Source organism: Oceanospirillum sanctuarii, assembly GCF_002150805.1.
Lineage (GTDB): Bacteria > Pseudomonadota > Gammaproteobacteria > Pseudomonadales > Halomonadaceae > Oceanospirillum > Oceanospirillum sanctuarii.
The window spans coordinates 590377-615173 of record NZ_MTBA01000003.1; the positions used below are offsets into that span (position 1 = coordinate 590377).

The 24797-nt window shown below is 52.1% G+C and carries 19 protein-coding genes and 1 tRNA gene; 10 read left to right on the forward strand and 10 right to left on the reverse strand.

Going from position 1 to position 24797, the window contains the following annotated elements:
* Positions 1 to 43 precede the first annotated feature (43 nt).
* On the forward strand, positions 44 to 2083 hold the full coding sequence (gene prlC / locus BV405_RS06460) for an oligopeptidase A (protein ID WP_086480031.1): 2040 nt from the start codon (positions 44 to 46) through the stop codon (positions 2081 to 2083).
* Positions 2084 to 2229: 146 nt separating this feature from the next.
* A complete protein-coding gene (locus tag BV405_RS06465; protein ID WP_086480032.1) occupies positions 2230 to 2475 on the forward strand; it encodes a YheV family putative zinc ribbon protein in 246 nt (81 codons plus the stop codon).
* A 118-nt stretch (positions 2476 to 2593) separates the two neighbouring features.
* Here BV405_RS06465 and BV405_RS06470 read toward each other — a convergent pair whose 3' ends face one another.
* The gene (locus BV405_RS06470; RefSeq protein WP_086480033.1) at positions 2594 to 3544 is read right to left on the reverse strand and encodes a homoserine kinase; all 951 of its coding nucleotides are present in this window, start codon (positions 3542 to 3544) and stop codon (positions 2594 to 2596) included.
* 109 nt (positions 3545 to 3653) lie between these two features.
* Positions 3654 to 3944 carry a DUF2782 domain-containing protein gene (locus tag BV405_RS06475; RefSeq protein ID WP_086480034.1) on the reverse strand — a complete coding sequence of 97 codons (291 nt, stop codon included), beginning with the start codon at positions 3942 to 3944 and terminating at the stop codon, positions 3654 to 3656.
* 95 nt (positions 3945 to 4039) lie between these two features.
* Between BV405_RS06475 and polA the strand changes: the two genes are divergently transcribed.
* From polA to BV405_RS06490, 3 genes are all read left to right on the forward strand, one after another.
* Positions 4040 to 6826 carry a DNA polymerase I gene (gene polA / locus BV405_RS06480; protein ID WP_086480035.1) on the forward strand — a complete coding sequence of 929 codons (2787 nt, stop codon included), beginning with the start codon at positions 4040 to 4042 and terminating at the stop codon, positions 6824 to 6826.
* A gap of 314 nt (positions 6827 to 7140) precedes the next feature.
* Positions 7141 to 9879 (forward strand): EAL domain-containing protein, encoded by a 2739-nt coding sequence (locus BV405_RS06485; protein ID WP_086480036.1) that lies wholly within the window; start codon positions 7141 to 7143, stop codon positions 9877 to 9879.
* Positions 9880 to 9929: 50 nt separating this feature from the next.
* The gene (locus BV405_RS06490; RefSeq protein ID WP_140054485.1) at positions 9930 to 10364 is read left to right on the forward strand and encodes a hypothetical protein; all 435 of its coding nucleotides are present in this window, start codon (positions 9930 to 9932) and stop codon (positions 10362 to 10364) included.
* 181 nt (positions 10365 to 10545) lie between these two features.
* On the opposite strand, the gene speA is transcribed toward BV405_RS06490, so the two are convergent.
* Positions 10546 to 12450, reverse strand: coding sequence for a biosynthetic arginine decarboxylase (speA, locus tag BV405_RS06495; protein WP_086480038.1), 1905 nt, complete (start codon positions 12448 to 12450; stop codon positions 10546 to 10548).
* A gap of 498 nt (positions 12451 to 12948) precedes the next feature.
* Between speA and speE the strand changes: the two genes are divergently transcribed.
* A complete protein-coding gene (speE, locus tag BV405_RS06500; protein WP_086480039.1) occupies positions 12949 to 13809 on the forward strand; it encodes a polyamine aminopropyltransferase in 861 nt (286 codons plus the stop codon).
* A gap of 167 nt (positions 13810 to 13976) precedes the next feature.
* Here speE and BV405_RS06505 read toward each other — a convergent pair whose 3' ends face one another.
* The 3 genes from BV405_RS06505 to BV405_RS06515 form a co-directional block, all read right to left on the reverse strand.
* Entirely contained in the window at positions 13977 to 15014 is a 1038-nt protein-coding gene (locus tag BV405_RS06505) for an extracellular catalytic domain type 2 short-chain-length polyhydroxyalkanoate depolymerase (protein WP_086480040.1), read from the reverse strand.
* A 208-nt stretch (positions 15015 to 15222) separates the two neighbouring features.
* A complete protein-coding gene (locus tag BV405_RS06510; RefSeq protein ID WP_086480041.1) occupies positions 15223 to 16290 on the reverse strand; it encodes an HD domain-containing phosphohydrolase in 1068 nt (355 codons plus the stop codon).
* Between the two features lie 262 nt (positions 16291 to 16552).
* Positions 16553 to 16629, reverse strand: a tRNA-Arg gene (locus BV405_RS06515).
* Between the two features lie 314 nt (positions 16630 to 16943).
* Here BV405_RS06515 and BV405_RS06520 point away from each other — a divergent pair.
* Positions 16944 to 17369 (forward strand): c-type cytochrome, encoded by a 426-nt coding sequence (locus BV405_RS06520; protein WP_245832256.1) that lies wholly within the window; start codon positions 16944 to 16946, stop codon positions 17367 to 17369.
* A 94-nt stretch (positions 17370 to 17463) separates the two neighbouring features.
* Here BV405_RS06520 and rep read toward each other — a convergent pair whose 3' ends face one another.
* The 3 genes from rep to BV405_RS06535 all read right to left on the reverse strand — a co-directional run bounded on the left by rep (position 17464) and on the right by BV405_RS06535 (position 21581).
* A complete protein-coding gene (gene rep, locus BV405_RS06525) occupies positions 17464 to 19488 on the reverse strand; it encodes a DNA helicase Rep (RefSeq protein WP_086480042.1) in 2025 nt (674 codons plus the stop codon).
* A 144-nt stretch (positions 19489 to 19632) separates the two neighbouring features.
* Positions 19633 to 21153 carry a YifB family Mg chelatase-like AAA ATPase gene (locus BV405_RS06530; protein ID WP_086480043.1) on the reverse strand — a complete coding sequence of 507 codons (1521 nt, stop codon included), beginning with the start codon at positions 21151 to 21153 and terminating at the stop codon, positions 19633 to 19635.
* Between the two features lie 143 nt (positions 21154 to 21296).
* Positions 21297 to 21581 (reverse strand): accessory factor UbiK family protein, encoded by a 285-nt coding sequence (locus BV405_RS06535; RefSeq protein WP_086480044.1) that lies wholly within the window; start codon positions 21579 to 21581, stop codon positions 21297 to 21299.
* 447 nt (positions 21582 to 22028) lie between these two features.
* On the opposite strand from BV405_RS06535, the gene glnK (BV405_RS06540) reads away from it, so the two are divergent.
* From glnK (BV405_RS06540) to glnK (BV405_RS06550), 3 genes are all read left to right on the forward strand, one after another.
* Complete coding sequence (gene glnK / locus BV405_RS06540; RefSeq protein WP_078320510.1) at positions 22029 to 22367, forward strand: P-II family nitrogen regulator; 339 nt, start codon at positions 22029 to 22031, stop codon at positions 22365 to 22367.
* A gap of 45 nt (positions 22368 to 22412) precedes the next feature.
* Entirely contained in the window at positions 22413 to 23654 is a 1242-nt protein-coding gene (locus BV405_RS06545; RefSeq protein WP_086480045.1) for an ammonium transporter, read from the forward strand.
* A gap of 247 nt (positions 23655 to 23901) precedes the next feature.
* Positions 23902 to 24240: a P-II family nitrogen regulator gene (gene glnK / locus BV405_RS06550; RefSeq protein ID WP_086480046.1), complete on the forward strand. Its 339-nt coding sequence runs from the start codon at positions 23902 to 23904 to the stop codon at positions 24238 to 24240.
* 92 nt (positions 24241 to 24332) lie between these two features.
* On the opposite strand, the gene BV405_RS06555 is transcribed toward glnK (BV405_RS06550), so the two are convergent.
* Positions 24333 to 24785, reverse strand: a complete 453-nt coding sequence (locus BV405_RS06555) for a copper chaperone PCu(A)C (protein ID WP_086480047.1) — start codon at positions 24783 to 24785, stop codon at positions 24333 to 24335.
* Between the last annotated feature and the right edge of the window lie 12 nt (positions 24786 to 24797).

Genomic DNA, 24797 nt, shown 5'->3' on the forward strand with positions numbered 1-24797 from the left:
ACTGTAAGCGAAAAAGCCAAAGATTACTGATAAGGATTCATCCATGAGCAATCCGTTACTTGAAAGTCATACCCTGCCACCCTTCAGCCAGATCAAACCGGAAATGATTGAACCGGCACTGGATCAGATTCTGGCGGACAACCGCGCGGCCATTGCCGAGCTGCAACAGCAGGAGAACCCAAGCTGGGAATCTCTGGCACAGGCGATGAGTGAACATGAAGACCGCTTAGCGCAGATGTGGTCACCAGTGGGGCACCTAAATGGCGTACTGAACAGCGATGCTCTGCGTGAAGCCTACAACGCCTGCCTGCCGAAACTGTCTCAGTACAGTACCGAGATCGGCCAGAACGAAGCCCTGTGCGAAAGCTTTAAAGCCCTTAAAGCCAGCCCTGAGTTTGCCAACCTGAACGAAGCTCAGCAGAAAGCGATCAACAACACCCTGCGTGATTTCCACCTGTCCGGTATCGATCTGCCAGCAGAAAAGAAAAAGCGTTATGGCGAGCTGAAATCCCGCCTGTCAGAGCTGAGCAACAAGTTCTCTGAAAACGTTATGGACGCGACGCAGGGCTGGACCAAACATATCACCGATGAGAAAGAGCTGGCCGGTCTGCCGGAAAGTGCTTTAGGCCTGCTGCAACAGTTAGCCCAACAGAAAGAGCTGGACGGCTGGCTGATAACGCTGGATTTCCCGGCCTTCCATCCGGTGATGACCTATGCGGAAAATCGTTCCCTGCGGGAAGAGGTGTACACCGCCTTTGTTACCCGCGCATCGGATCAGGGGCCGAATGCCGGTCAGTGGGATAACACTCCGGTGATGGAAGAGATTCTGAAACTGCGTGTCGAGCTGGCGCAACTGCTGGGCTTTGGCAGTTACGCGGAATACTCCATCGAAACCAAGATGGCTTCCAGCACCGATGAAGTGCTGGGCTTCCTGACCGATCTGGCGGAGCGCTCTGTACCTCAGGCCCGTCAGGAGTTTAAAGAGCTGCAGGCTTACGCCAACGAAGAAGGCTTTGATGGCGAGCTGAAAGCTTGGGATGTGGGTTTCTACAGCGAAAAACTGCGCCAGCAGCGTTATGCGATTTCTCAGGAAGAGCTGCGCCCTTATTTCCCGGCACCAAAAGTGATCGCCGGTATGTTTGAGGTGGTGAACCGCCTGTACGGCATCACCATCGAAGAGAAAACCGAGCAGGTAGATCGCTGGCACGAGGATGCCAAATACTACGAGATCTCGCAGGATGGTCAGCCGATTGCTGGTTTCTATCTGGATCTGTATGCCCGTGAAAACAAACGCGGCGGTGCCTGGATGGATGACTGCCGTGTGCGTCGCCGTAAAGCCGATGGTTCTGTTCAGTTGCCGGTGGCTTATCTGGTGTGTAACTTCTCCGCCCCGGTTGGTGGCAAACCTGCGTTGCTGACCCACGATGAAGTCACCACCCTGTTCCACGAATTCGGTCACGGCCTGCACCACATGCTGACCAAAATCGATGTCGCCGATGTCTCCGGTATCAACGGCGTTGCGTGGGATGCGGTGGAACTGCCAAGCCAGTTTATGGAGAACTTCTGCTACGAGAAAGAAGGTCTGGCACTGATCGCCGGTCACGTGGATACCGGTGAGCCGCTGCCACAGGCGATGCTGGATAAACTGCAGGCGGCGAAGAACTTCCAGTCCGCCATGATGATGGTGCGCCAGCTGGAGTTCTCTCTGTTTGATTTCCGCCTGCATAACGAATATCAGCCGGAGTGGAACTCCAGCGTGCAGCAGTTGCTGGATGAGGTACGTGCCCAGGTTGCGGTGCTGCCACCTTTGGCCTTTAACCGTTTCCAGCACAGCTTCAGTCATATCTTTGCCGGAGGTTATGCAGCGGGTTACTACAGCTACAAGTGGGCAGAAGTGCTGTCGGCAGATGCCTATTCCCGCTTTGAAGAGGAAGGTATCTTTAACGAAGCGACCGGTCGTTCCTTCCGGGAGAATATTCTGGAGATGGGCGGTTCCCGTGAACCGGCTGAGCTGTTTAAAGCCTTCCGTGGCCGCGAACCGAAAGTGGATGCGTTGCTGCGCCACTCTGGTATTCAGGGTTAAGGCGGGCTTAAAGAGCAGGCTCTCAAGAGCGGAATAAGCCGGAACGCTAATGGTGTTCCTACGGACAGGGCGGCATAATGGCCGCCCTGTCCGGCTGAAAAAACACTAAACAGGTACTTTTTACAGGTCTTTTACAGGTAAAAAATATGACAATTGTGAAACGCTTTATCGCCGGTGCGGTCTGCCCGCGCTGTGGTGAGATGGATAAACTGAAAGCCTGGACCGAGGACGATATCCAGTACCGTGAGTGTGTTGCCTGTGACTTCACCGATGAGATGTCCCTGACCGCACCACCGGAAGTCGCAGAACCCGCGACTCGCGTAAACCAGACTCAGGCTGATCCAAGGGATGAGATTCAGGTAGTCAACCTGATGGATCCTAAAGCCAAGTAAGCGGGTGCGCTTATCGCGGTAGCAGAATTAAAAAAGGCGAAGCCAGTTATCGGGCTTCGCCTTTTTTGTTGGTCGGATTCTTTCTCGTGGGAAAGTGAATCTCAGAACCTGTTCTGTCTTACCAACCTGCCTGCTTGATGCGGTTCAGCAAGATCAGTTTGTAGTGCTCGGGATCTTTAAAGCCGTGGGCATGGCCTTCCTCTTCTGCCAGATGTTTCGCCAGCAGGCGGGAGATCCAGTAGCGCAGGGAGCAGGCGCGCAGGAAACCTGGCAGGGCGTGACGTTCGGTATCCGTTAGTGGACGCACACTCTCGTAACTTTCCAGCAGGGCGGCTTGCAGTTCCAGATCCGGTTCGCTGCCATCCTGACAACTCCAGTCGTTCAGTACCACCGCCAGATCATAAAGCAGGTGACCGTTACAGCCGTTGTAGAAGTCGATCACACCGGTCAGGGTTTCACCTTCATAGAAGGTGTTATCCCGGAACAGGTCGCCGTGCAAAATACCTTCCGGCAGATCCGGGCACTCTTCCAGCAGATCGGCAAAGTGGCTGATCTCCAGCTGCATCAGCTGCTGATCCATCTCATCGATTAAAGGCAGCAGGTCCGGGGCTACAGATTTCATCCAGTCGACAGAGCGGTTATTGGCTTTGTGCAGATCAAACTGCTGCGCCGTAACGTGCATCTGGCCAAGCCATTGGCCGAGCTGTTTGGCATGCTCGATACCCGGGTTTGCCGGATGCGTACCGCTCAGGCAAGGGAACAGCAGAGCCGGCTTGTCTGCCAGTGTCTGCAGAAACTCGCCTTTGGCATCAGCGATAGGCGCTGCCACAGTATCCATACCTTTGTCTTTCAGCTGAGTCAGCAGAGAAACAAAGTAACCCAGATCGCTGTGATCACCCTGTTCGAACAGGGTCAGGATGTAGCTTTCAGGCTGACCGTCATAGCTGATGCGATAGGTGGTATTTTCGGTGCCGCCCATCAGTCCCTGCAGCTGGTAATTGCTGGCCATGCCGTAGCCTTGCAGAAAGGAATTCAGTTCAGTCTCGGAAACCTGGGTATAAACGGCCATGGTCGGTGCTCTTAATCAGTGTGCAGGGATAAAAAATTTCAGCAGCGATTTTTTATTAAAAGAACTGCAAAATCAATAAGATGGTCTGCTTTCTTGTTGTTTACTGGTATTACCAGCGAAGCAGTACCCATTCCGGGATCAGGAACGACTTACGGGTGGTCTCTTTGCGCACAAAGTTTCCGTCACCGTTGGCATCCACCAGAAAATACTCAGGACCTACCTTTGGCTTCACTTTAATCGCATAGAGAATGCCGTTCGCACGGTACTCATAAAGGGTGCGGTCACCGCCGTCACGAATAGTAATTTCAGGCTCCGGCTGTTGCTCTTCTGCATAGGCAGTGCCCAAGGGCAATGACAGCAACAGGGCAGCGGTCAGGCCAAAAAACAGGCTGCGTTTCATGTTAAATCCTTGTCAGACCTTTGGTCTGAATCCTGAGTGCATTATGATGAATCCCAATATGTTCCCAGTATAACCGAGTTGAGTTGATATCCTGTATGAATGACACCACCCAATTGCCTCTGGTTCTGGTTGATGGCTCCTCCTATCTGTACCGAGCTTTCCACGCCCTGCCACCTTTAACCACCTCCAAGGGTCAGCCCAGTGGTGCGATCAAAGGGGTGATCAATATGCTGAAGAGCCTGCTGAAACAGTACCCGCAGGCGCCGGTTGTGGTGGTGTTTGATGCCAAGGGTAAAACCTTCCGTGATGAGATGTTCGCCGAGTACAAGGCGCAGCGTCCGCCGATGCCGGATGAACTGCGTTCCCAGATCGAACCGCTGCATAAAGCGATTAAAGCGATGGGCTTGCCACTGCTGTGTGTGGAAGGTGTTGAGGCCGATGATGTGATCGGTACGCTGGCGCAACAGGGCGAGGCTGCAGGCCGCTCTGTGATTGTCTCAACCGGCGATAAAGATATGGCGCAGCTGGTAACCGAAAAGGTAACGCTGGTGAACACCATGACCGACACCGTGATGGATATTCAGGGTGTGCACGACAAGTTTGGTATTGGCCCTGAGCTGATTATCGACTTCCTCGCGCTGATGGGTGACAAGGTGGATAACATTCCGGGTGTACCGGGTGTGGGCGAGAAAACCGCCTTAGGTCTGCTGCAGGGAATCGGTGGTCTGGATGCTATCTATGCCGATCTGGATAAGATTCCGGAGCTGAGCTTCCGTGGCGCTAAAACCCTGCCGAAGAAGATGGCCGAACACAAAGATATGGCTTATCTGTCATACGAGCTGGCGACGATCAAGTGCGATGTTGAGTTGGATGTCACCATCGAAGAGCTGGTACTGGCACCACAGGATACCGACACTCTGAAAGAGCTGTACGCTGAGCTGGAATTTAAAACCTGGCTCAATGCGCTGAATCGTGCCGAAGGTAGTTCTGCCAAAGTCGCTAATGAAGAAGCCACCGCTGCAGAAGTTGAACTGGCTGCAGAAGATGAAGCGCCTGCCATTGCCGGTGACTATGAAACCGTACTTACCGAAGAAGCTTTCAATAAGTGGCTGGATCAGCTGAAAGCCGCTGAGCAGTTTGCTTTTGATACCGAAACCACCAGCCTGGATTATATGCAGGCGCAGATTGTCGGTGTCTCTTTTGCCGTGGAAGCCGGTAAAGCCGCTTATGTGCCGGTAGCGCACGACTACATGGGCGCACCGGAGCAGCTGGATCGTGACTGGGTACTGAACCAGCTGAAACCTCTGCTGGAAGATCCGAACAAGGGCAAGATCGGTCAGCATCTGAAATACGATATCAATGTACTGGCCAACTACGGCATTGAGCTGCAGGGCGTGGCCAGCGATACCATGCTGGCTTCTTACGTGCTCAACTCCACCGCGACCCGTCACGATATGGACAGCCTGTCCAGCAAGTATCTGGGGCATACCACCATCAGTTTTGAAGAGATCGCCGGTAAAGGTGCCAAGCAGCTGACCTTTAACCAGATCGAGATGGAGCAGGCTGCGCCTTACGCCGCTGAAGATGCGGATATCACCCTGCGTCTGCACAACAAACTGCTGCCTATGGTGCAGGCCGAAGGTCATCTGGGTGATCTGTTAGCCGAGGTGGAGTTGCCGCTGGTGCCGGTACTGTCCCGCATTGAGCGTAATGGTGCCAAAATTGATACAGCTAAACTGGCTGAGCAAAGCCAGCAGATCACGGCTCGTCTAACCGAGCTGGAACGTGATGCTTTTGAGTTGGCCGGTAAAGAGTTCAATCTGGGCTCCACCAAACAGCTGGGCGAGATTCTCTATGATGAGATGCAGCTGCCGGTGCTGAAGAAAACGCCAAAGGGTAAACCTTCCACCGCTGAAGGGGTGCTGCAGGAGCTGGCGCTGGACTATCCACTGCCTAAGCTGATCATGGAGCATCGTGGTTTAAGCAAACTGAAATCCACCTATACCGACAAACTGCCGCAGATGGTCAGCGCCCGTACCGGCCGTATCCATACCTCTTATCATCAGGCGGTAACGGCCACCGGTCGTCTGTCATCCAGTGATCCTAACCTGCAGAATATTCCGATCCGTACCGAGGAAGGTCGTCGTATCCGTCAGGCCTTTGTGCCGGAGGACGGCAACATTATTGTCGCGGCGGATTACTCCCAGATTGAGCTGCGTATTATGGCGCATCTGTCCGGTGACAAAGGCCTGCTGGAAGCCTTTAAGAACAATCAGGATGTGCACAAGGCAACGGCGGCAGAAGTATTCGGCTGCACACCGGATCAGGTGACGAATGATCAGCGCCGCAGTGCCAAAGCGATCAACTTCGGTCTGATCTACGGCATGTCCGCCTTTGGTTTAGCCAAGCAGCTGCATATTGAACGTGGTCAGGCGCAGATCTATATCGAGCGTTACTTCGACCGTTATCCGGGTGTGGCGCGCTATATGGACAGCATCCGTGAAAGTGCCAAGGAGAAGGGCTACGTGGAAACTCTGCTGGGTCGTCGCCTCTATCTGCCGGAGATCAACGCCCGTAACGGCGCTATGCGTAAAGCCGCCGAGCGTACCGCGATTAACGCGCCGATGCAGGGCACGGCTGCGGATATCATCAAAAAAGCGATGATCGCCGTGGATCAGTGGTTAGGTGCAGGCAAAGATCCGGCCTGCAAAGATGTGAAGATGATCATGCAGGTACACGATGAACTGGTGTTTGAAGTACCGGAAGCACAGGTCGAAGCCTTTAAGGCCGGTCTGCTGCCGCTGATGGAAAATGCTGTTGAGTTGGATGTGCCGTTACTGGTGGAAGCCGATAGCGGCGAAAACTGGGATCAGGCGCACTGATCAGGTTTTGTTATCTGCGGTAAAACCGTTTTGGTTACCTGACGTAATAAAACGGAGCAAATTGTAGTCAAGTTGCCATGCGGCTTGGTCTATTATCGAAATAACGGGGCGACGGAGGTTCGCCCCGTTTGCTTTCTGGTCTATTCCTGAATAATTTTGTGGTCTTAGCTTCGACCACTATATAATGGTGTCTTTTATAGTTATCTAAAGACTGTTTGCCAGTAAACGCTTCTCGGATACCCCAATGGATTATAATAACAACTCGTCCGTGTCTTATTTCCAGTTCAGCCGTCAGGCGATGATTGGAGTGCAGCATGCTTAGCCGCCTCTCTTTAAGGCAGAAGCTTATCGCTGTACCTGCGGTGGGTTTCCTGATTGTTGGTCTTTTTATTACTGCTATGCTGGGCTTGGTAAACCGGCAGGAGAGCAGTATGCGCCAGATCGTGACTGAAGATCTGACCAGCATCGCCCGTAATACCTCTCTGTTATCGGATCTGTCCCGTAATCATGTTTCCCTGCAGGAGTTGCTGACCCGTTATCAGCAGCTTGATGATGGCAGCAGCCTCAATAATATTGGTCTGAGCCGTATCCATGTGATCTACCAGATACGGGACAACCTGCAGCTGGAGTTTCAGCAACAGCGTGAGATCTCCGGCCGACCGCTGAGCGAGGCGCTGAAAGCGCTGCTTGATGATCTGGAAGGCTATGCCATCAGTGCTGAAGCCACACTGGAGCATGCATCGGATAAACATGCGGAAACTGATCGTATGGTTCTGCTGCTCAACCGCAGCTTCTCCAATACCCACCGTCAGTTCATCACCTTTCTGGAGCTGATGGGTAATACCATCAGCCGTGATACCAATACCGAATTGCGCCGTTTAGAGCAGGAGGTGATCGCCTTCACTCTGGGCATGAGTATCGTACTCTTTATGCTGATGGTGTTTAGTTTCCGTCAGACCGGTGATTTCTCCCGTAGTTTGCACAGCATGATTCAGGCGCTGAATAAGCTGGCTTCCGGCGAGCGCCGTATCGGTCTGCGTGACCGGGATTATAAAACCAAAGAACTGCAGCAGATGTCGGAGGCGATCGACTGCTTCCAGCGCAGTCTGGTGGCACTGGATATCACCCAGAGCAAGGTTGAGGAAACCAACCAGCGCTTGCGTCAGGAGATCACCTTTAAAGAGAATGCTGAATCTGAGCTGAATAACGTACTGGATGCTTTGCAGCTGGCTAATGATGAGTTGGAAACCCGGGTTGAAGAACGGACTCAGGAACTAGCCAAGATTAACGAGAGTCTGCAGCAGGAGGTGGACTTCCGTCGGGAAGCAGAGAAGCAGCTGCAGCTGTTTAAGATGGCGGTTCATAACACCAGTGAAGCGGTGATTATTACCGACTCTGATGCCCGTATTCTGGAAGTAAACCCGGCCTATTGTCAGATCACCGGCTACAGCCGTCAGGATGTGCTGGGTAAAAATCCGAATATCACCCGTTCTGACCGCCATGAACCTGAGTTTTATCAGGATATGTGGGCAAACCTGAATCAGAATGGTGAGTGGAGTGGTGAGATCTGGGATCGCCGTAAGAACGGTGAAGTCTTCCCGAAATGGCTCAGTATCAATGCGGTCAACGATGGTCTGTCAGACTACACCTACTATGTGGGTGTCTTTATGGATATCAGTAGCCTGAAGCAGGCGGAGCAGCAGCTTGAGCGTCTGGCCTATTATGATCCGCTGACCAACCTGCCAAACCGTGTGCTCTTTAATGATCGTCTTGAGCAGGAGATACGCACCTGTTCTGCAGATCACAGTCGATTTGGTGTGCTTTATATCGACCTCGACCGCTTTAAGTATGTGAACGATACCCTGGGGCACTCCGTGGGCGATGAACTGCTGGTAGAGATCGGTCGTCGCATTAAGAGCTGTATCCGTGAGCCGGATACCGTGGCCCGTATCAGTGGCGACGAGTTTACCGTGATCGTGCGCAGTGTGCATGAAGCTCAGGATATGGAAGTGGTCGCCAGCAAGATTATCGAACAGATCGAGCGTCCGGTTCAGATTGCCGAGCGGGAGATCTTTGTCGGTGCCAGTATCGGTATCAGTCTTTATCCGGAACATGCCTCCGGTAGCGAACTACTGAAAAAATATGCCGATATGGCGATGTACCGCGCGAAAGAAGCGGGACGTGGTCGCTATCAGCTGTTTGACAGCAACATGACCGAGATGAATCTGGATCGTATGGCGCTGACCGGCCAGTTGAAACAGGCGATTGCTCAGGATGAATTTATCCTGCACTACCAGCCGATTGTCTCTATTGCCGATGCTTCGATTGCGGCTGTTGAAGCGCTGATTCGCTGGCAACCGCAGGAAGACAAGATTGTTTATCCCGGTGACTTTATTGAGCACGCTGAAGAAACCGGCCTGATTCACGATATCGGTAACTGGGTGCTGGAAGCGGCCTGCGAGCAGGCAGCGCTCTGGAATAAAGAGCTGGAACATCCGGTCGCAATGGCGGTTAACCTGTCTGCCATTCAGTTTGAGAATCCGGAGTTACCGGGTTATATCGCTGATGTGCTGCAACGAACCGGCCTGAAACCTGAGTTGCTGCATGTGGAGATCACAGAGACCACGGTGATGAAGCAGCCGGAGCAGACCGAGAACCTACTGCGTGAGATTTCGGCTCTGGGGGTGAAGATCTCCATCGATGACTTTGGTGCCGGTTACTCCTCGTTGAGTTATCTGATGCGCTTTACCGCGAATAAGCTCAAGATCGACCGCGCCTTTACCCAGCAGCTGACCGAGCGTCGAAACGATCAGATTATTCCCACCGCGATTATTAATCTGGGGCGGAGTCTGCATCTGGAGACCGTTGCTGAGGGTGTGGAAACTGAGTTCCAGCTGCAGATGCTGAAGGACAAGGGCTGCACCTATGCTCAGGGTTACCTGCTGAGTCGTCCGGTGGATACCGAAGCGACCTTTAAACTCCTACAGCAACACCGTATCGCTTTACCCGGGGCTTCGGAAGGGAACCCGGCAGTAACCTCTGTGTCAGAATAAGGATTGATTTGAATCTTTGCAGACTGGTTAATAAAGGTATTACCCAAACTATGAAGCCATTTATTTTCTCACTGGCATTACTGACAGCTGTTGCTCTGCCTGTGCAGGCGGCGGATACCGAAGCGTTAAAAGAGAAGGCCTCTGCACTGGCCGATGAGACCGCAGAAACGGCATCTGAAGTGGGCAGCAAACTGAAAGACTGGGGCAGCAAAGTCTGGGATACCAGTAAGGAAGCTGCGGATGTTGCTAAACAGAAGCTGGAAGAAACCGATAGTGAAGCTGTCGGTGAAACCCTTAAAGGCTGGGGGAGTTCTCTGGTCGATGCCGGTAAGAACGCCGCTGAAGTTACCAAAGAAAAACTGGATGAAGGCACCGAGTACCTGAAAAAAGAGTACGAGGAGCAGAAGGCAGAACGTGAACGTCGCCAGTTGGAAGAAGAACAGAAGCAGGCTGAAGAGGCAGAGCCTAAGGGTATCGCTATCTGATCGGCTGTGAGTTTTGGTTTGTTATCTGAGAATAAAAGAAAGGCTGAGTCTTACGACTCAGCCTTTTTTGTTAGAACGGGCTGCTGACCATTTTCGCTACCACGCAGAGTATGGGAGTGAGTAGAGAGCTGCCATCGCTCGTTCCCACGCTCCGCGTGGGAATGCAGTGTGGGTTCGCCGCTTATTCCAGATAAGTGTAACCAGCCAGGCCGTCTTCCAGTTCCTTGATAAAGAGCGCCTGCTCTTCCTCAGTCAGGTCACTGGCTTCCATTTTGGCGCGGTAGCTATCCATCAGCTTACTCGGGTCAAAGTTCACGTATTCCAGAACCTTAGCCACGGTATCACCCTTGATCACCTGATTGATCTGCACCTCTCCATCGGCGTTAACGGTAACGTCCACTGAGTCGGTATCACCGAACAGGTTGTGCATATCCCCCAGAATCTCCTGATAAGCACCCACCAGGAAGACACCGAGCAGACGCTGTTCACCTTCCGGCCAGGCTGGTAGAGGCAGGGTGGTTTCCAGACCCTGACCATCTACATACAGATCGATACGGCCGTCGGAGTCGCAGGTAATATCCTGAATCACACCACGGCGGAGCGGCGGCTGATGCAGCTGAGACAGTGGCAGAATCGGGAAGATCTGCTCGATACCCCAAACATCCGGCAGCGACTGGAACAGGGAGAAGTTAGCAAACAGTTTATCCGCCAGTTTCTCGTTCAGCTCATCCAGAATGGTGCGGTGGGCACGGTTACGGGTGTTCAGCTGACCACGGAGCTGATCACAGGTTGCGGTGTAGATACGTTCCGCCAGTGAGCGCTGAGTCAAAGTCAGAATGCCCAGAGTGTACATATCCTGCGCTTCAGAAACCGCCTGCACCACATCGTGGTAGCTTTCCACCAGAGAGCGCTCATCAGCACCCTGAGTGACCAGCTGGAAGGCGCGCCACAGTTCGTGGATTACCGCCGGTTCATCATCACTGATACAGTCCGGTGCATTGGTATCCGGTGATTCAATATCGATCACATCGGTAATCAACACCGCGTGGTGCGCGGTAATCGCCCGGCCGGATTCTGTGATCAGGTGTGGGTGCGGCAGATTGTTATTGCTGCACACCTCGTTGATCGCATGCACTACATTGTTGGCATACTCTTCCATGCTGTAGTTGATGGAGCAGATGCTGCGGGAGCGGGTGCCTTCGTAGTCCACACCCAGACCGCCACCAACGTCGACAAAACGCACATTCGCACCCAGATTACAGAGTTCGGTATAGAAACGACCGCACTCTTTCAGACCGCGCTGAATATCGCGAATGTTGGCGATCTGAGAACCCAGGTGGAAGTGCAGCAGTTGCAGCGCATCCAGAGCACCGGCTTTTTTCAGTTGTTCAACCACTTCCAGAATCTGGCTGGCAGACAGGCCGAACTTGGACTTTTCGCCACCTGTGTTCTGCCAGTTACCCTTGCCGATGGATGCCAAGCGGGCGCGGATACCCATGCGCGGCTTAACACCCATCTTTTTGCTTTCTTCCAGCACGAGGTTCAGTTCGTTCATCTTCTCGATGACGATAAAGACTTTATGGCCGAGTTTTTCACCCAGCAGTGCCAGACGCACGTATTCGCGGTCTTTATAACCGTTGCAGACGATCACGGAGTTTTTCTGACCGGTTTGTGCCAGCACGGCCAGCAGCTCAGGTTTACTACCGGCTTCCAGACCGACGCGGTTAGCAGAGCGGGCCGAGGTGTTCAGAATCTCTTCCACCACGCGGCGTTGCTGGTTCACCTTGATCGGGTAAACCGCAGTGTAGCCACCTGTGTATTCCTGCTCCTGCATCGCTTTATCAAAAGCGGCGCACAGGCGATTCACACGGTGGTGCAGAATATCGGTAAAACGAACCAGAACCGGTAACGAAAGTCCCTGAGCCTGAAGCGTCTGGCAAAGTTGTGTCAGATCCACCGCAGCATTCGGCTGTGCCGGGCTGGGCTTAACAACGACACGACCCTTAGGATTTACAGCAAAGTAGTCGCTGCCCCAGTGGTCGATATTGTATGTGCGGAACGCATCTTCTAGGCTCCAATCGGTCATCTCTTCGTTACTCACCTTCTGGTAGTTTAAATAAGGAAACGGTTCATCATCCGCATCATAACGCTCAGCCGGTCACTTGTTGATAGCCTTAAAAATACCGTCCCATGATGACGGGAGTGGGCTGAGCTGCGGGATGGTTTTGAGGGTAGATCATTTTGATGACGAAAGCAGTTTTTTCCTGTGTGCTTTCGTCGGGATTTGATCTCTTTCCGGGCGACTTTCAGGCGCGCGCATTATCCATTCAATTGGTGAAAAATCAAACAAAATCTCTGCCCCTTTTCACGAGTGGCTTTTATCGGATTTTGGGTTAAAAATATCTTTGTTTCTGCAGGGGCAATCCGTTATTGTTGCGCCCCTTATTTAATCGGCTTGAACGGCTCTTTCAAACAAAAGAGTTTAGGCTGCAAGCCACTTCCCATCAGGTGCAACCACATCTCAGGTATCAATAATGAATGCCCGGGATGCAGACGTTTCTGAGATGCAATTGTTGAGGTAGCTATGAGCGAACAACTGGACAACAACTGGTTTACTGAGGTTTTCACTTCCTGTGGTTCCGGCTTTTCTTTGAAAGTAAAAGCGAAACTGCATGAGGAACAGAGTCCGTATCAGAAACTGGAAATCTACGATACGGAAACTTATGGCAACCTGATGGTTATCGATGGCTGCGTGATGCTGACGGATCGCGACAACTTCCTCTACCACGAAATGATGTCTCACCCGGCGCTGTTCAGTCATCCTGATCCAAAGCGTGTGGTGATCATTGGCGGTGGTGACTGCGGTACTCTGCGTGAAGTACTGAAACACCCGGGTGTTGAGAAAGTGACTCAGATCGATATCGACAAGCTGGTGACTGATCTGTCTGAGAAGTACTTCCCGCAACTGTGCGACAGCAATGATGATCCTCGTGCTGAGCTGCTGTTTGAAGATGGCGTTAAGTGGGTTGATGAGTGCCCGGAAGAGAGCGTCGATGTGATCATTGTTGATTCCACCGACCCGGTTGGCCCGGCGGAAGGTCTGTTCAAGGTAGACTTCTTCAAGCGTTGCTTCCGTATTCTGAAGCAGGGCGGCATCATGGTTCAGCAGTCTGAATCTCCGCTGTACCACACCGACAGCATCATCAAAGATCTGCACGTTGATATGCAGGCAGCTGGCTTCAGCACTACGGCAACTCTGCCATTCCCTCAGCCGGTTTACCCATCAGGCTGGTGGAGCTGCACTATGGCGGGTAAAGGTACTGATGTAAAAGCCTTCCGCGAAACCGATTCTGCCGGTAAAGCTTTTGATACTGACTACTACACTGCGGACATGCACCGTGGTGCTCTGACTCTGCCTCCTTTTATGAAGAAGGTTCTGGGTTAAGAGTTAAGAGATCTGCTGGCTGCTCAGACTGAGTCTGATCGCCAGAGCTGAAAAAGCCCGCTTACCATACCGGTAAGCGGGCTTTTTTTGTGTCTTATCGGCCAGATATTTGGGGGAGATCTTCAGGTCGATCTTAGAATCAGATCACAGTGAGCGAGCAGTTACCTTTATTCTTCCCGGCCTGTCAGGCGGTGCATCATGCCGACAATCGCTGAAACCTGCTGGTTATTGCGGGAGAAGAAAGGCTCAGACTCATAACCCCACCAGTCCCAGCAACCTTTTGGATTCGGCAGACTCTTTTTCGCCTGAGGGTAGAGCACGACAATATTGTTGCTGTCCGCCCAACGGTTAAAACCACTGTTGCGGATAAAGCTGTCACCGGCGACTTCAGCGCTCTGATCACAGCCGTGCAGGGATACATGCAACTGACACTGGCTATCCTGATCGCGACAGGCTTCCGGAATGTAGATATAACCCCGATCCAGCATGCCTTTACCATCAAAGAACTCCAGCTGACCAAACTCCTCAACATTACCGTTGAGTTTTTCCGGTGCCGATGCAGGTTGCAGCTGACCGTAGAGGGTGGTTAGTGCCTCACCTGCACCATCAAAATGACAGTTCTGCAGATGGTGACCGGAAGGATCGCCACACTCTGCATCGGTTTGCAGGGTCGGGAAGCCATGTCCCGCTTTCGGTAACGCGGTAACTTTCAGGTTATAGCTGGCAACCAGCGTCTGATAGAAGGTGATCAGGCTTTCTGTTACTGCTGGCGCAACCACAGTGTCGCTCTGACCGACAAAGATATAAACCGGATCATCCACCAGTAGAGCCGGATCACCAATAGCGCCGCTTCGGCTGGCTTTGTGCAGCATGGTCATACGTTCCTGCTGGCTGATCATCGGCAGGGTCGTTGCCATACAGGACATCATGGCGTGGCTGAGGCCTTTAATAGCGCAGCCCCATGGCCCGGCAGAGAAAAGAGCCGCACCTTCAATCTCTTCCGGATGAGCCAGATGTAGTTGGTTAGCCATATAGCCACCGGATGAAAAACCGGAAACAGTGACCTTGGCATTGCTCAGGCTCGCCAGATAGGGAAGCTTGTTGTAGTTGTTATCCGGCTGGCTGGAGGTGCAGGCACCCAAAACAAGAGCGCAAAGCAGAGCACTGAATAAGCGGAAAAAATGGAAGGAATTACGCAAGGCCATTAGACGAAACCTGCACTGGTTATTTTGGCGCTACCTTAACCAATCTGCAGGATGATTCCTATTGCGCCTTATGCTTAGACGCAGGATTTATTAATCGGGTAAAAGAGCAATACAGAAACATGAACAGAGTGTTCACAGATTTTATCCACTGTAGCAACCCACTTAGCCACAAACTTATCCACAGGGCGTGAGTAAGTCAGGGAATGAATTACTTCTGGTCGGGTTCCTGGTGGCTGTTGCGAATCGCCAGAATGCCATCAAGATTGTCCATAAAGGCGTCAACAAGAGCGGGGTCGAAGTGTGTGCCCCGGTTTTCTTGTAGCAGCTTGAGGGCATCTTCAACCGACCAGGCTTTTTTATAGGGGCGTTCAGAGGTCAGGGCATCAAACACATCGGCGATTGCACAGATGCGGCCGACCAAAGGAATATCTTCCCCTTTGAGGCCGTTCGGGTAGCCGGTGCCATCCCATTTCTCATGGTGGGTCAGGGCGATATCACGGGCCATAGTCAGCAGATCGGAATCTTCACCTTCAAGAATATCCGCACCCATCTGAGAGTGTTGTTTCATGATCTCCCACTCATGGGGTTCAAACTTACCGGGTTTAAGCAGAATCTGATCCGGAATACCTATCTTGCCGATATCGTGCATCGGACTGGCATTCAGCAGCAGATCGCACTCATAAGCATCCATACCCATGGCTTCACCCAGCAGGCGGGATATCTTACTCATGCGCACAATATGCAGGCCGGTTTCGTTATCCCGGTATTCCGCGGCACGACCCAAACGACGCACCACCTGAAGGCGGGTTTCGTTCAGCTGTTTGGTTCGCTCAGCGACTTTTTCTTCGAGGGATTCATTCAGGCGTTCCAGACCCTGGCGGTAGAGCTTACTGCCCAGCAGATTGCTGACCCGGTGCAGAAGTTCGTTACGTTCAAAGGGTTTGGTGACGTAATCCTGTGCACCCATTTCCAGAGCCTGAGTACGGAACTCCTGAGCAGACTGGGCGGTAAGAACCAGAACCGGTGGCGGATTGCTGAAACGCTCATGCAGAGCGGTCAGCACTGCAAAGCCATCCATGTGGGGCATATTCAGATCGAGCAGGATCAGATCGAAATCATGTTGGGCAAACAGGTCACAGACTTCACGGGGATCCAGTGTGGAAACGATATCACTGTAGCCAGCCTTGGCGAGGGTTCTCTCAAGCAGCTTCACGTTGACGGGTTCATCGTCAACTATAAGGAGTTTGCCTGCGAAGATATCGATGGATGATGTCATTGAATCTGCCCTGTTAACTACCGGCGTCCCGGTTATCTCTAGCTAATGTAAAACCTTGCTGATCTGAACGCAAACCCCATCGAGGTCTTTATTTTACTTCTTTGATCTGACTAACAGTTTAGACGGGAAAGCAATTTTCGGAATCGGAAATAGGTCGGCAATAAGCGAAAAATCTGCGCAAAAAGCAGACAGATACAGTGAGCACTAAAGAATATATGCTGATGAGTACAGGCTAGGGGAGGGTGTAGCAGAGGGATATAAATGGCCCGCTCGGCGCGATTTGAACGCGCGACCACCGCCTTCGGAGGGCGGTACTCTATCCAGCTGAGCTACGAGCGGGCAACGGCAAGCATTTTATGGAGTTATTAACCCTATGTCTACTCTGAACCCCCTGTGAGATCAAAACAGCCGGCGGGAAAGCGCTTTAAAATCAAGATCTAAACGGGTATGTGCTGCGATCAGCAGAGGCTGATGCTAGCTCTGGGTGTCTTTTTACCTGCGGATCGGCTGATTCTTAGCGGGCTATGCGCCTTGTTGGCTATTTCCGCTAAGACTAATTGCCGCTATACTTCCGTTTTTTAGGGTTAATAGAATACACACCGAAAAAAAGCAAATCTTGTTTTTTGACGGACCAGTGATTAGAGGTGGTGAGAGTGAAACGCAGCGGAATTATCGCGGGTGTAATGGGCGTGCTGGCTGGCGCGGTTCTGAGCACATCAGTACAAGCGGCAGCAATGTCTAAAGAAGCTATTGCAGAGCGTCTGGCACCGGTTGGTGACGTTTGCCTGCAAGGTCAGGATTGTGGCGGTGCAGCTCCTGCTCCGGCAGCGGGTGGTGCTAAGTCTCCTGCAGACCTGTACAGCGCTTCTTGCTCTGCATGTCATAACACTGGCGCAGCGGGCGCACCTAAGAAAGGTGACGCAGGTGCTTGGGCTCCTCGCATCAGCAAAGGCATGGACACTCTGTACAGCCATGCTCTGAACGGCTTCAACGCGATGCCTGCTAAAGGTGGTAACCCATCTTTGAGCGATGACGATGTTAAATCTATCGTTGATTACATCGTAGAAAACAGCAAGTAAGACTCTGTCTTAAACGCTGTTTGATACAAAAAAGCCGGTACAGCTTTTGGCGAGCTGTACCGGCTTTTTCATGTCTGTTGTTTAGATATTGTTTCTAGTCTGCGTTACCCAGACGTTTTTTCAGCGCATCCAGAGCCGCATGCCCACGGGCGCGCTTGGCTTCATCCGGTGCATTCTCTTTGCCTTCCCATGCCAGATCCGCTTCCGGCAGTTCATCCAGAAAGCGACTTGGTGTGCAGTTGAGCATCTCGCCAAACTGTTTACGCTGGCTGGCAAAAGAAAGCGTCAGGGTTTCCCGTGCCCGTGTGATCCCCACATAAGCGAGACGGCGCTCTTCTTCGATATTGCCGTCATCGATACTGTTACGGTGAGGCAATAGGTCTTCTTCCATGCCGATAATGTACACGTGCGGGTATTCCAGACCCTTGGCTGAGTGCAGGGTCATCAGCTGAACTCTGTCGGAGTCATCTTCTTTCTCCTGCTGTTCCAGCATATCCCGCAGTACCAGACGTGAGATGGCATCCTCGATGGTCGCTTCTTCATCCTCTTCCTGCATTCGGGCGAGGGTATCTTTCAACGACTCCACCAGAATCCAGACGTTAGCCATGCGCCGTTCAGCCACCTGAGGCGAGCTGGAGTTCTGATGCAGCCAGGCCTCGTAGTCGATATCTTCGATCATCTGACGGATAGCGGCGATCGGGTCATCCTGAGAGCAGCGCTTGATAGTCTGTTGCAGCCAGTGATTAAAGCGTCCCAGTTTCTCCAGCGCTTTTCCGGATAGGTACTGTTCCAGCCCCAGCTCATCGCAGGCATTAAACAGGCTGATATGACGGCTGTTGGCGTAGGTACCTAAACGCTCCAGAGTGGAAGGGCCGATCTCGCGGCGAGGCATATTGATCACTCGCAGGAAGGCGTTATCGTCTTCCGGATTTACCAGCAAACGCAGGTAGCCCATGATGTCTTTGATCTCATGACGGGAGAAGAAGGAGGTGCCGCCACTGATTTTATAAGGCACCTGATACGCCTGCAGTTTAATCTCTAACAGACGTGCCTGATGGTTACCGCGATAGAGAATGGCGAAATCTTTGTAGTGACCATCGTTCTTGATGCGGTGGGTCAGGATTTCGGTGACCACGCGTTCTGCTTCCGCATCTTCATTACGGCAGCTGATCACCCGAATCGGTGAGCCGGAGCCCATATTACTCCACAGCGTCTTTTCATAAACATGGGGGTTGTTGGCGATCAGAGTGTTGGCGCAGCGCAGAATCAGCGATGTTGATCGGTAGTTCTGTTCCAGTTTGACGATTTTCAGGCTTTTGAAGTCTTCACCCAATTTCACCAGGTTTTCCGGACGCGCACCCCGCCAGGCGTAGATCGACTGGTCATCATCGCCTACCACGGTTAACGCACCGCGATAGCCGATCAGCAGTTTTACCAGCAGATACTGACTGACGTTGGTGTCCTGATACTCATCCACCAGCATGTAGTGCATCTTGTTCTGCCAGCGATCCAGCACTTCAGGATGGTCGCGAAACAGACGTACCGGCAGGCGGATCAGATCGTCAAAATCCACCGCGTTATAGGCCTGCAGGTGACGGTCGTATTCCCGGAAAACCGCTGCAGCCAGTGTCTCTCGATCATCATTGGCCAGCCCCATCGCCTGTTCCGGTTCGATCAGATCGTTCTTCCAGTTGGAGATCATGTTCTGCACCATGCCGATGATTTCGGCATCGGTCTGGAAGTCTTTGTGCATCAGATCCTTGATCAGAGACTTGGTGTCCTGATCATCAAACAGGGAGAAACCGGCTTTGTAGCCCAGAGTTTTATGCTCACGCCGGATAATGGTCAGGCCGAGGTTGTGAAAGGTGGAAACCGTCAGTCCCCGGGCTTCTTTACCCTGCACCAGTTTGCCGACACGCTCTTTCATCTCCCGTGCAGCCTTATTGGTAAAGGTCACTGCCGCGATTTTGTTGGCTTTGATGCCTTTCTCTTTGATCAGATAGGCGATCTTGGTGGTGATAACACTGGTTTTACCACTGCCGGCACCGGCCAGTACCAAAAGTGGGCCACCGACATATTCCACGGCTTCACGTTGGCGATCATTCAGGCGAGAGAGCATATAGGGTTTCCGGATGTTTCTGAGAAAGAATCGTTTTCTGGGGGAAGGAATTGTACCAGCCTAAAGCAAAAAAGCAGTGTGAACTTTCTCGGTGTCACACTGCGCTTTGATGAATCAGATTTTATTTTTCAGCCCCGAAGAGACTCAGGAGGTTAGCTGTTGCAGATAACGATCCAGCTGTCTCAGCCCCAGAGCCTCTGAAACAGCAGGTACACCGACACTTTCTTCTCCGGCAAGATCGGCAATGGTGCGGGCGACTTTCAGGATGCGATGGTAGCTTCTTGGTGATAAGCCCAGTTGTTCCATCGCCTGTTGCAGAAGCCTGCTGGCTTCATCCTGCAGCAGAATCTGATTATCCAGCTCACGGCCGGTCAGTTGAGCGTTACTTTTACCGGAACGATCCAGCTGGCGCTGATGGGCTTCTGTCACCCGTGCCTGAACCTGTTGGCTGGATTCTCCGGGGCTGACGTTGGCAAGTTGTTCCGGTGGCAGACTGGTGACCGCAACCTGCAGGTCGATACGGTCCAGTAACGGGCCGGACAAACGGCTCTGATAGCTGCGAACCTGTTTGGGCGTGCAGCGGCAGCTTCTTAAACTGTCGCCAAAGTAGCCGCAGGGGCAGGGGTTCATTGCGGCAACTAACTGAAAACGGCTGGGATAACGCACCTGCTGGGTTGCCCGGGAAATATGAATCTCTCCGGATTCCAGTGGTTCCCGAAGCACTTCTAACACACGACGATCGTACTCCGGCAGTTCATCCAGAAACAGAATGCCATTGTGGGCGAGGCTGATCTCACCGGGTTTCGGTCTTGAACCACCGCCCACCAAAGCGACGCCCGATGCGGTGTGGTGCGGGCTGCGAAAAGGTCGTTGCCCCCATTCATCTATGGAGAAGCGTCCGGATACCGATGCCAGCGCCATCACTTCCAGTGCATCTTTTTCACTCATTTTCGGCAGGATGCCGCCAAGACGGCTGGCGAGCAGTGTCTTACCCGTTCCCGGTGGCCCGACTAATAACAGGTGGTGGTTTCCGGCAGCAGCGATCTCCAGCGCACGACGAGCCTGAAACTGACCTTTTACATCGGCAAGATCTGGCTGATCTCTGAACAGGGTATGGCGCTTCTGGCTTTCCAGCTGATGCAGCGGCAGCTCGTTCTGACCGTGCAGCATGGCAGTTACCGCCAGCAGGTGAGTGGCGGTTAAGACTTTATTGGCCTCTGGCAACGAGGCTTCATCGCCATTTTCAGAGGGAACCAACATGGTGCGTCCTGCCTGAGCACAAGCCAGAGCTGCTGGCAAAATGCCGGATATAGGGCGTAGTTCTGCAGAGAGTGACAGTTCGCCATAGCATTCGAACTCAGTAAGACGATCGGCAGGTATCTGGTTGGACGCGGCTAAAACCCCCAAAGCGATGGCCAGATCATAGCGACCACCTTCTTTTGGCAGGTCTGCCGGAGCGAGATTGACGGTGATACGGCGCTGGGGATATTCAAAGCCTGCGTTGATCAGAGCGCTACGGACGCGATCTTTACTTTCCCGCACGGCAGTTTCCGGCATGCCGACGATGGCAAGACCGGGCAGGCCATTGGTGAGATGAACTTCGATGCGCACTTCCGGGGCATCAATACCCACAGAAGCGCGGCTGTAGATAACAGCTAGGGTCATGGCACAGCTCCTTGTGCATTAAACAGCTTGTTGATGAACAAGTGTTCCGGCTTCATCGATTCCTTAATGAAGCGCTTAAGTCTTAAAAGACAGATTATGAGAACTTAAAGACAGCTTATGGAAAAAGTCGGTCTTTATCGGGCTTAGTCGTTCTGTTCATGGTTGCCTTGTTGAGCAACCAGCTGAGCAAGGGTCGCTTCCAGTTGAGCAACCTGAGCTTCCAGTGCATCGGCTTTAGCGCGGGTGCGCAGCAGAATTTCGCTCTGGATATCAAACTCTTCACGAGTCACCAGATTCAGTTTAGCAAAAACATTTTCGGCCACTGCCTGCATTTGACGCTTCAGTTCGGCTTCGCCGGGAAGGCCTGCACCAGAGAATTTTTCGCCCATCTGGCGGGTCAGTTCAGAGATCATTTCAGGTTTCAGCATCTTGATGGCTCAACAGTTGCGTTATTTCAGTAGGTTATGGCTCGGCCTGACTGGCCGGAAGGTGCTTATCGGCACCCGTCTTTAAAGCAGGTCAAAGTGTACCACTTTACGTGCTTTCTCTCTTTTCCGGATTTGCCCTTCTGTGTTTCTTCGTGGTGCGTTTTATATGCACAAAAATAGTGCAGCAAAGGTTTGTTTGGAATTTTGTCGGTGCAGTGTTTTTTCTGTTTTGGTGCGTGTCTGAACCCGTTTTAGGCTGTTTTTGCTTCTAGTGTTATGAAAAACATAGGTTTTTTCTTATTGGCACACCCTATGCAAAACCCGAGATATGTTGGCGAGAGTGCATTGAGCAAGCGGTGCACCGCGAGAAAGCCACACCTTAGACCAAAAATTACGGACAACAATTCAATCTGATAAGCACGTTAAACGTGCCGTAGGGGTAAACCAATGAAACTGGTCACTGCAGTCATCAAGCCGTTCAAACTGGACGATGTACGTGAAGCCTTATCCGACATCGGTATTCAGGGGATCACGGTAACTGAAGTTAAGGGTTTTGGCCGCCAGAAGGGTCACACCGAACTGTATCGCGGTGCGGAATACGTGGTGGATTTTCTGCCAAAAGTGAAGCTGGAAGTTGCGGTTTCCGGTGACCAGGTTGACCAAGTGGTTGAAGCGGTTACCAACGCAGCGAATACCGGCAAGATCGGTGATGGCAAGATCTTCATCACCGCTCTGGAAGAGATTGTTCGTATCCGTACCGGCGAACGCGGCACTGACGCCATTTAAGCCGCTAACTAGCTAAAAAGAATTCAGCCTTCGGAGGGCCTTCCAATGGAAGATTTAGTACAAGTCAAGTATGCACTTGATACCTTTTACTTTCTGATCTGTGGTGCGCTGGTAATGTGGATGGCGGCAGGTTTCGCCATGCTGGAAGCCGGTCTGGTTCGTGCCAAAAACACCACGGAAATTCTGACCAAGAACATCGCTCTGTATGCGATCGCCTGTACCATGTATCTGCTGTGCGGTTACTTCATCATGTACAGCGGTGACGAGGGCGGCATCCTGCCAAATCTGGGCTTCCTGATTGGCGAAGAGAACACCACTGAAGCGGTTCTGGCGAGTGGTGGTGATACTTACTACTCTGCACGTTCTGACTTCTTCTTCCAGGTGGTATTCGTAGCGACTGCGATGTCTATCGTATCCGGTGCGGTTGCTGAGCGTATGAAGCTGTGGGCTTTCCTGACCTTCGCGGTTGTGATGACAGGTTTTATCTACCCAACTTCCGGTTACTGGACCTGGGGTGGTGGTTTCCTGAGCGAAGCGGGTTTCTCTGACTTTGCAGGTTCCGGTATCGTTCACATGGCTGGTGCTGCTGCAGCTCTGGCAGGTGTACTGCTGCTGGGTGCCCGTAAAGGCAAATACGGTCCTAACGGTCAGGTAAATGCGATTCCGGGCAGCAACATGCCTCTGGCAACTCTGGGTACTTTCATCCTGTGGATGGGTTGGTTCGGCTTCAACGGTGGTTCTGAACTGAAACTGTCTGATGTAGGTGAAGCTAACGCAGTTGCTCAGGTATTCGTAAACACTAACGCCGGTGCTGCTGGCGGTGCGATTGCGGCTCTGATCCTGGCTCGCCTGTGGTTCCGTAAAGCGGATCTGACCATGGTGCTGAACGGTGCGCTGGCTGGTCTGGTAGCGATCACCGCTGATCCTCTGTCACCAACCGCTCTGTCTTCTACTCTGATCGGTGCTGTAGGTGGTCTGCTGGTAGTCTTCTCTATCATCGCGCTGGATAAACTGCGTATCGACGATCCTGTAGGTGCTATCTCTGTACATGGTGTTGTGGGTATCTGGGGTCTGCTGGCTGTTCCTCTGAACAACGTTGATGCAACCTTCTCTGCACAGCTGCTGGGTATCATCTCTATCTTCGGCTGGGTATTCGTAGCAAGCCTGATCGTATGGGCAATCCTGAAAGCGGTTATCGGTATCCGGGTTTCTGAAGAAGAAGAGTACGACGGCGTGGATATCGCTGAGTGTGGTCTGGAAGCTTACCCAGAATTCACTAAAGGTTAATCGCCACAGGGTTTAAACACTGTGTTAACCCAACAAAAATAAGAGTTCGACGAAGAAAGCGACAAAGATTAAGAAAAACAGAATGAGGTTTGACCTCAAAAAGCTTAAGGGTACCGGTCTGGTACCCTTTTTTATTGTCAACAATAGCAGTATGCTATTGGCAGTTTAGACAGGGGATGCACACCAGACCTGTTCACTAATTCTTACCAGCTCCCGGGGCTGGGACCGTTTTCACAGGAGTACAACAATGAAACTGGTTACTGCGATTATTAAGCCGTTCAAGCTGGACGATGTGCGTGAGTCTCTTTCTGAGATTGGTGTTCAGGGTATTACCGTAACGGAAGTTAAAGGTTTTGGTCGTCAGAAAGGTCACACTGAGCTGTACCGTGGTGCAGAGTACGTGGTCGACTTCCTGCCTAAAGTAAAAATTGAGATTGCTGTTGGTGATGACGTGGTTGATCAGGTTATCGAAGCGATCACCAAGGTAGCGAACACTGGCAAGATCGGCGATGGTAAGATCTTTGTTTCCGCACTGGAGCAGGTTATCCGTATTCGTACCGGCGAAAGTGGTACTGACGCTGTGTAACCAGGCGGTATAGCTGACACAAGGTCAGAGATACAGATATAAAAAAAGGGCTCAGAGTTTTCTCTGAGCCCTTTTTGTTTGAGATGAAAGCCTTAGTGAGCGGAATGTTGCTGCATGCCCACCATCACTTTCTTAATCGGCATCTCGACAACAGACATACTGCCATTGCTAAAGTAAAGTTTGACTGAGACCTTCTGTCCTTCAAACAGGTTCTGTTTCAGACCGATCAGCATAATGTGATTACCGCCCGGACGCAGTTGCGCCATGCCGTTACCCGGAATACGGATCTCGGAAACCTGACGCATCTTCATCACTCCCTGGTCCATCGTGTGAGTGTGCAGTTCAACAGCCTCAGCAACACTGCTTTGCGCGCGGATCAGGCTGATCTCTTTTGCCGAGTTGTTTTTCAGCATCATAAAGATGGCGGAATTTGGCTGGCCCGGTGGTACCGCACGGGCATAAGGATTAACTGCGTCGACTGTGCTGGCAGCCATCGCCATTGGAGTGATCAGAGCAAAGATCAGTGCAGTAAGCCATTTTTTCATGGTGATTCCTTT

Coding starts and splice junctions, on each gene's coding strand:
- prlC (WP_086480031.1), top strand. CDS start 44: ATGAGCAATCCGTTACTTGAAAGTCATACCCTGCCACCCTTCAGCCAG.
- BV405_RS06465 (WP_086480032.1), top strand. CDS start 2,230: ATGACAATTGTGAAACGCTTTATCGCCGGTGCGGTCTGCCCGCGCTGT.
- BV405_RS06470 (WP_086480033.1), bottom strand. CDS start 3,544: ATGGCCGTTTATACCCAGGTTTCCGAGACTGAACTGAATTCCTTTCTG.
- BV405_RS06475 (WP_086480034.1), bottom strand. CDS start 3,944: ATGAAACGCAGCCTGTTTTTTGGCCTGACCGCTGCCCTGTTGCTGTCA.
- polA (WP_086480035.1), top strand. CDS start 4,040: ATGAATGACACCACCCAATTGCCTCTGGTTCTGGTTGATGGCTCCTCC.
- BV405_RS06485 (WP_086480036.1), top strand. CDS start 7,141: ATGCTTAGCCGCCTCTCTTTAAGGCAGAAGCTTATCGCTGTACCTGCG.
- BV405_RS06490 (WP_140054485.1), top strand. CDS start 9,930: ATGAAGCCATTTATTTTCTCACTGGCATTACTGACAGCTGTTGCTCTG.
- speA (WP_086480038.1), bottom strand. CDS start 12,450: ATGACCGATTGGAGCCTAGAAGATGCGTTCCGCACATACAATATCGAC.
- speE (WP_086480039.1), top strand. CDS start 12,949: ATGAGCGAACAACTGGACAACAACTGGTTTACTGAGGTTTTCACTTCC.
- BV405_RS06505 (WP_086480040.1), bottom strand. CDS start 15,014: ATGGCCTTGCGTAATTCCTTCCATTTTTTCCGCTTATTCAGTGCTCTG.
- BV405_RS06510 (WP_086480041.1), bottom strand. CDS start 16,290: ATGACATCATCCATCGATATCTTCGCAGGCAAACTCCTTATAGTTGAC.
- rep (WP_086480042.1), bottom strand. CDS start 19,488: ATGCTCTCTCGCCTGAATGATCGCCAACGTGAAGCCGTGGAATATGTC.
- BV405_RS06530 (WP_086480043.1), bottom strand. CDS start 21,153: ATGACCCTAGCTGTTATCTACAGCCGCGCTTCTGTGGGTATTGATGCC.
- BV405_RS06535 (WP_086480044.1), bottom strand. CDS start 21,581: ATGCTGAAACCTGAAATGATCTCTGAACTGACCCGCCAGATGGGCGAA.
- glnK (WP_078320510.1), top strand. CDS start 22,029: ATGAAACTGGTCACTGCAGTCATCAAGCCGTTCAAACTGGACGATGTA.
- BV405_RS06545 (WP_086480045.1), top strand. CDS start 22,413: ATGGAAGATTTAGTACAAGTCAAGTATGCACTTGATACCTTTTACTTT.
- glnK (WP_086480046.1), top strand. CDS start 23,902: ATGAAACTGGTTACTGCGATTATTAAGCCGTTCAAGCTGGACGATGTG.
- BV405_RS06555 (WP_086480047.1), bottom strand. CDS start 24,785: ATGAAAAAATGGCTTACTGCACTGATCTTTGCTCTGATCACTCCAATG.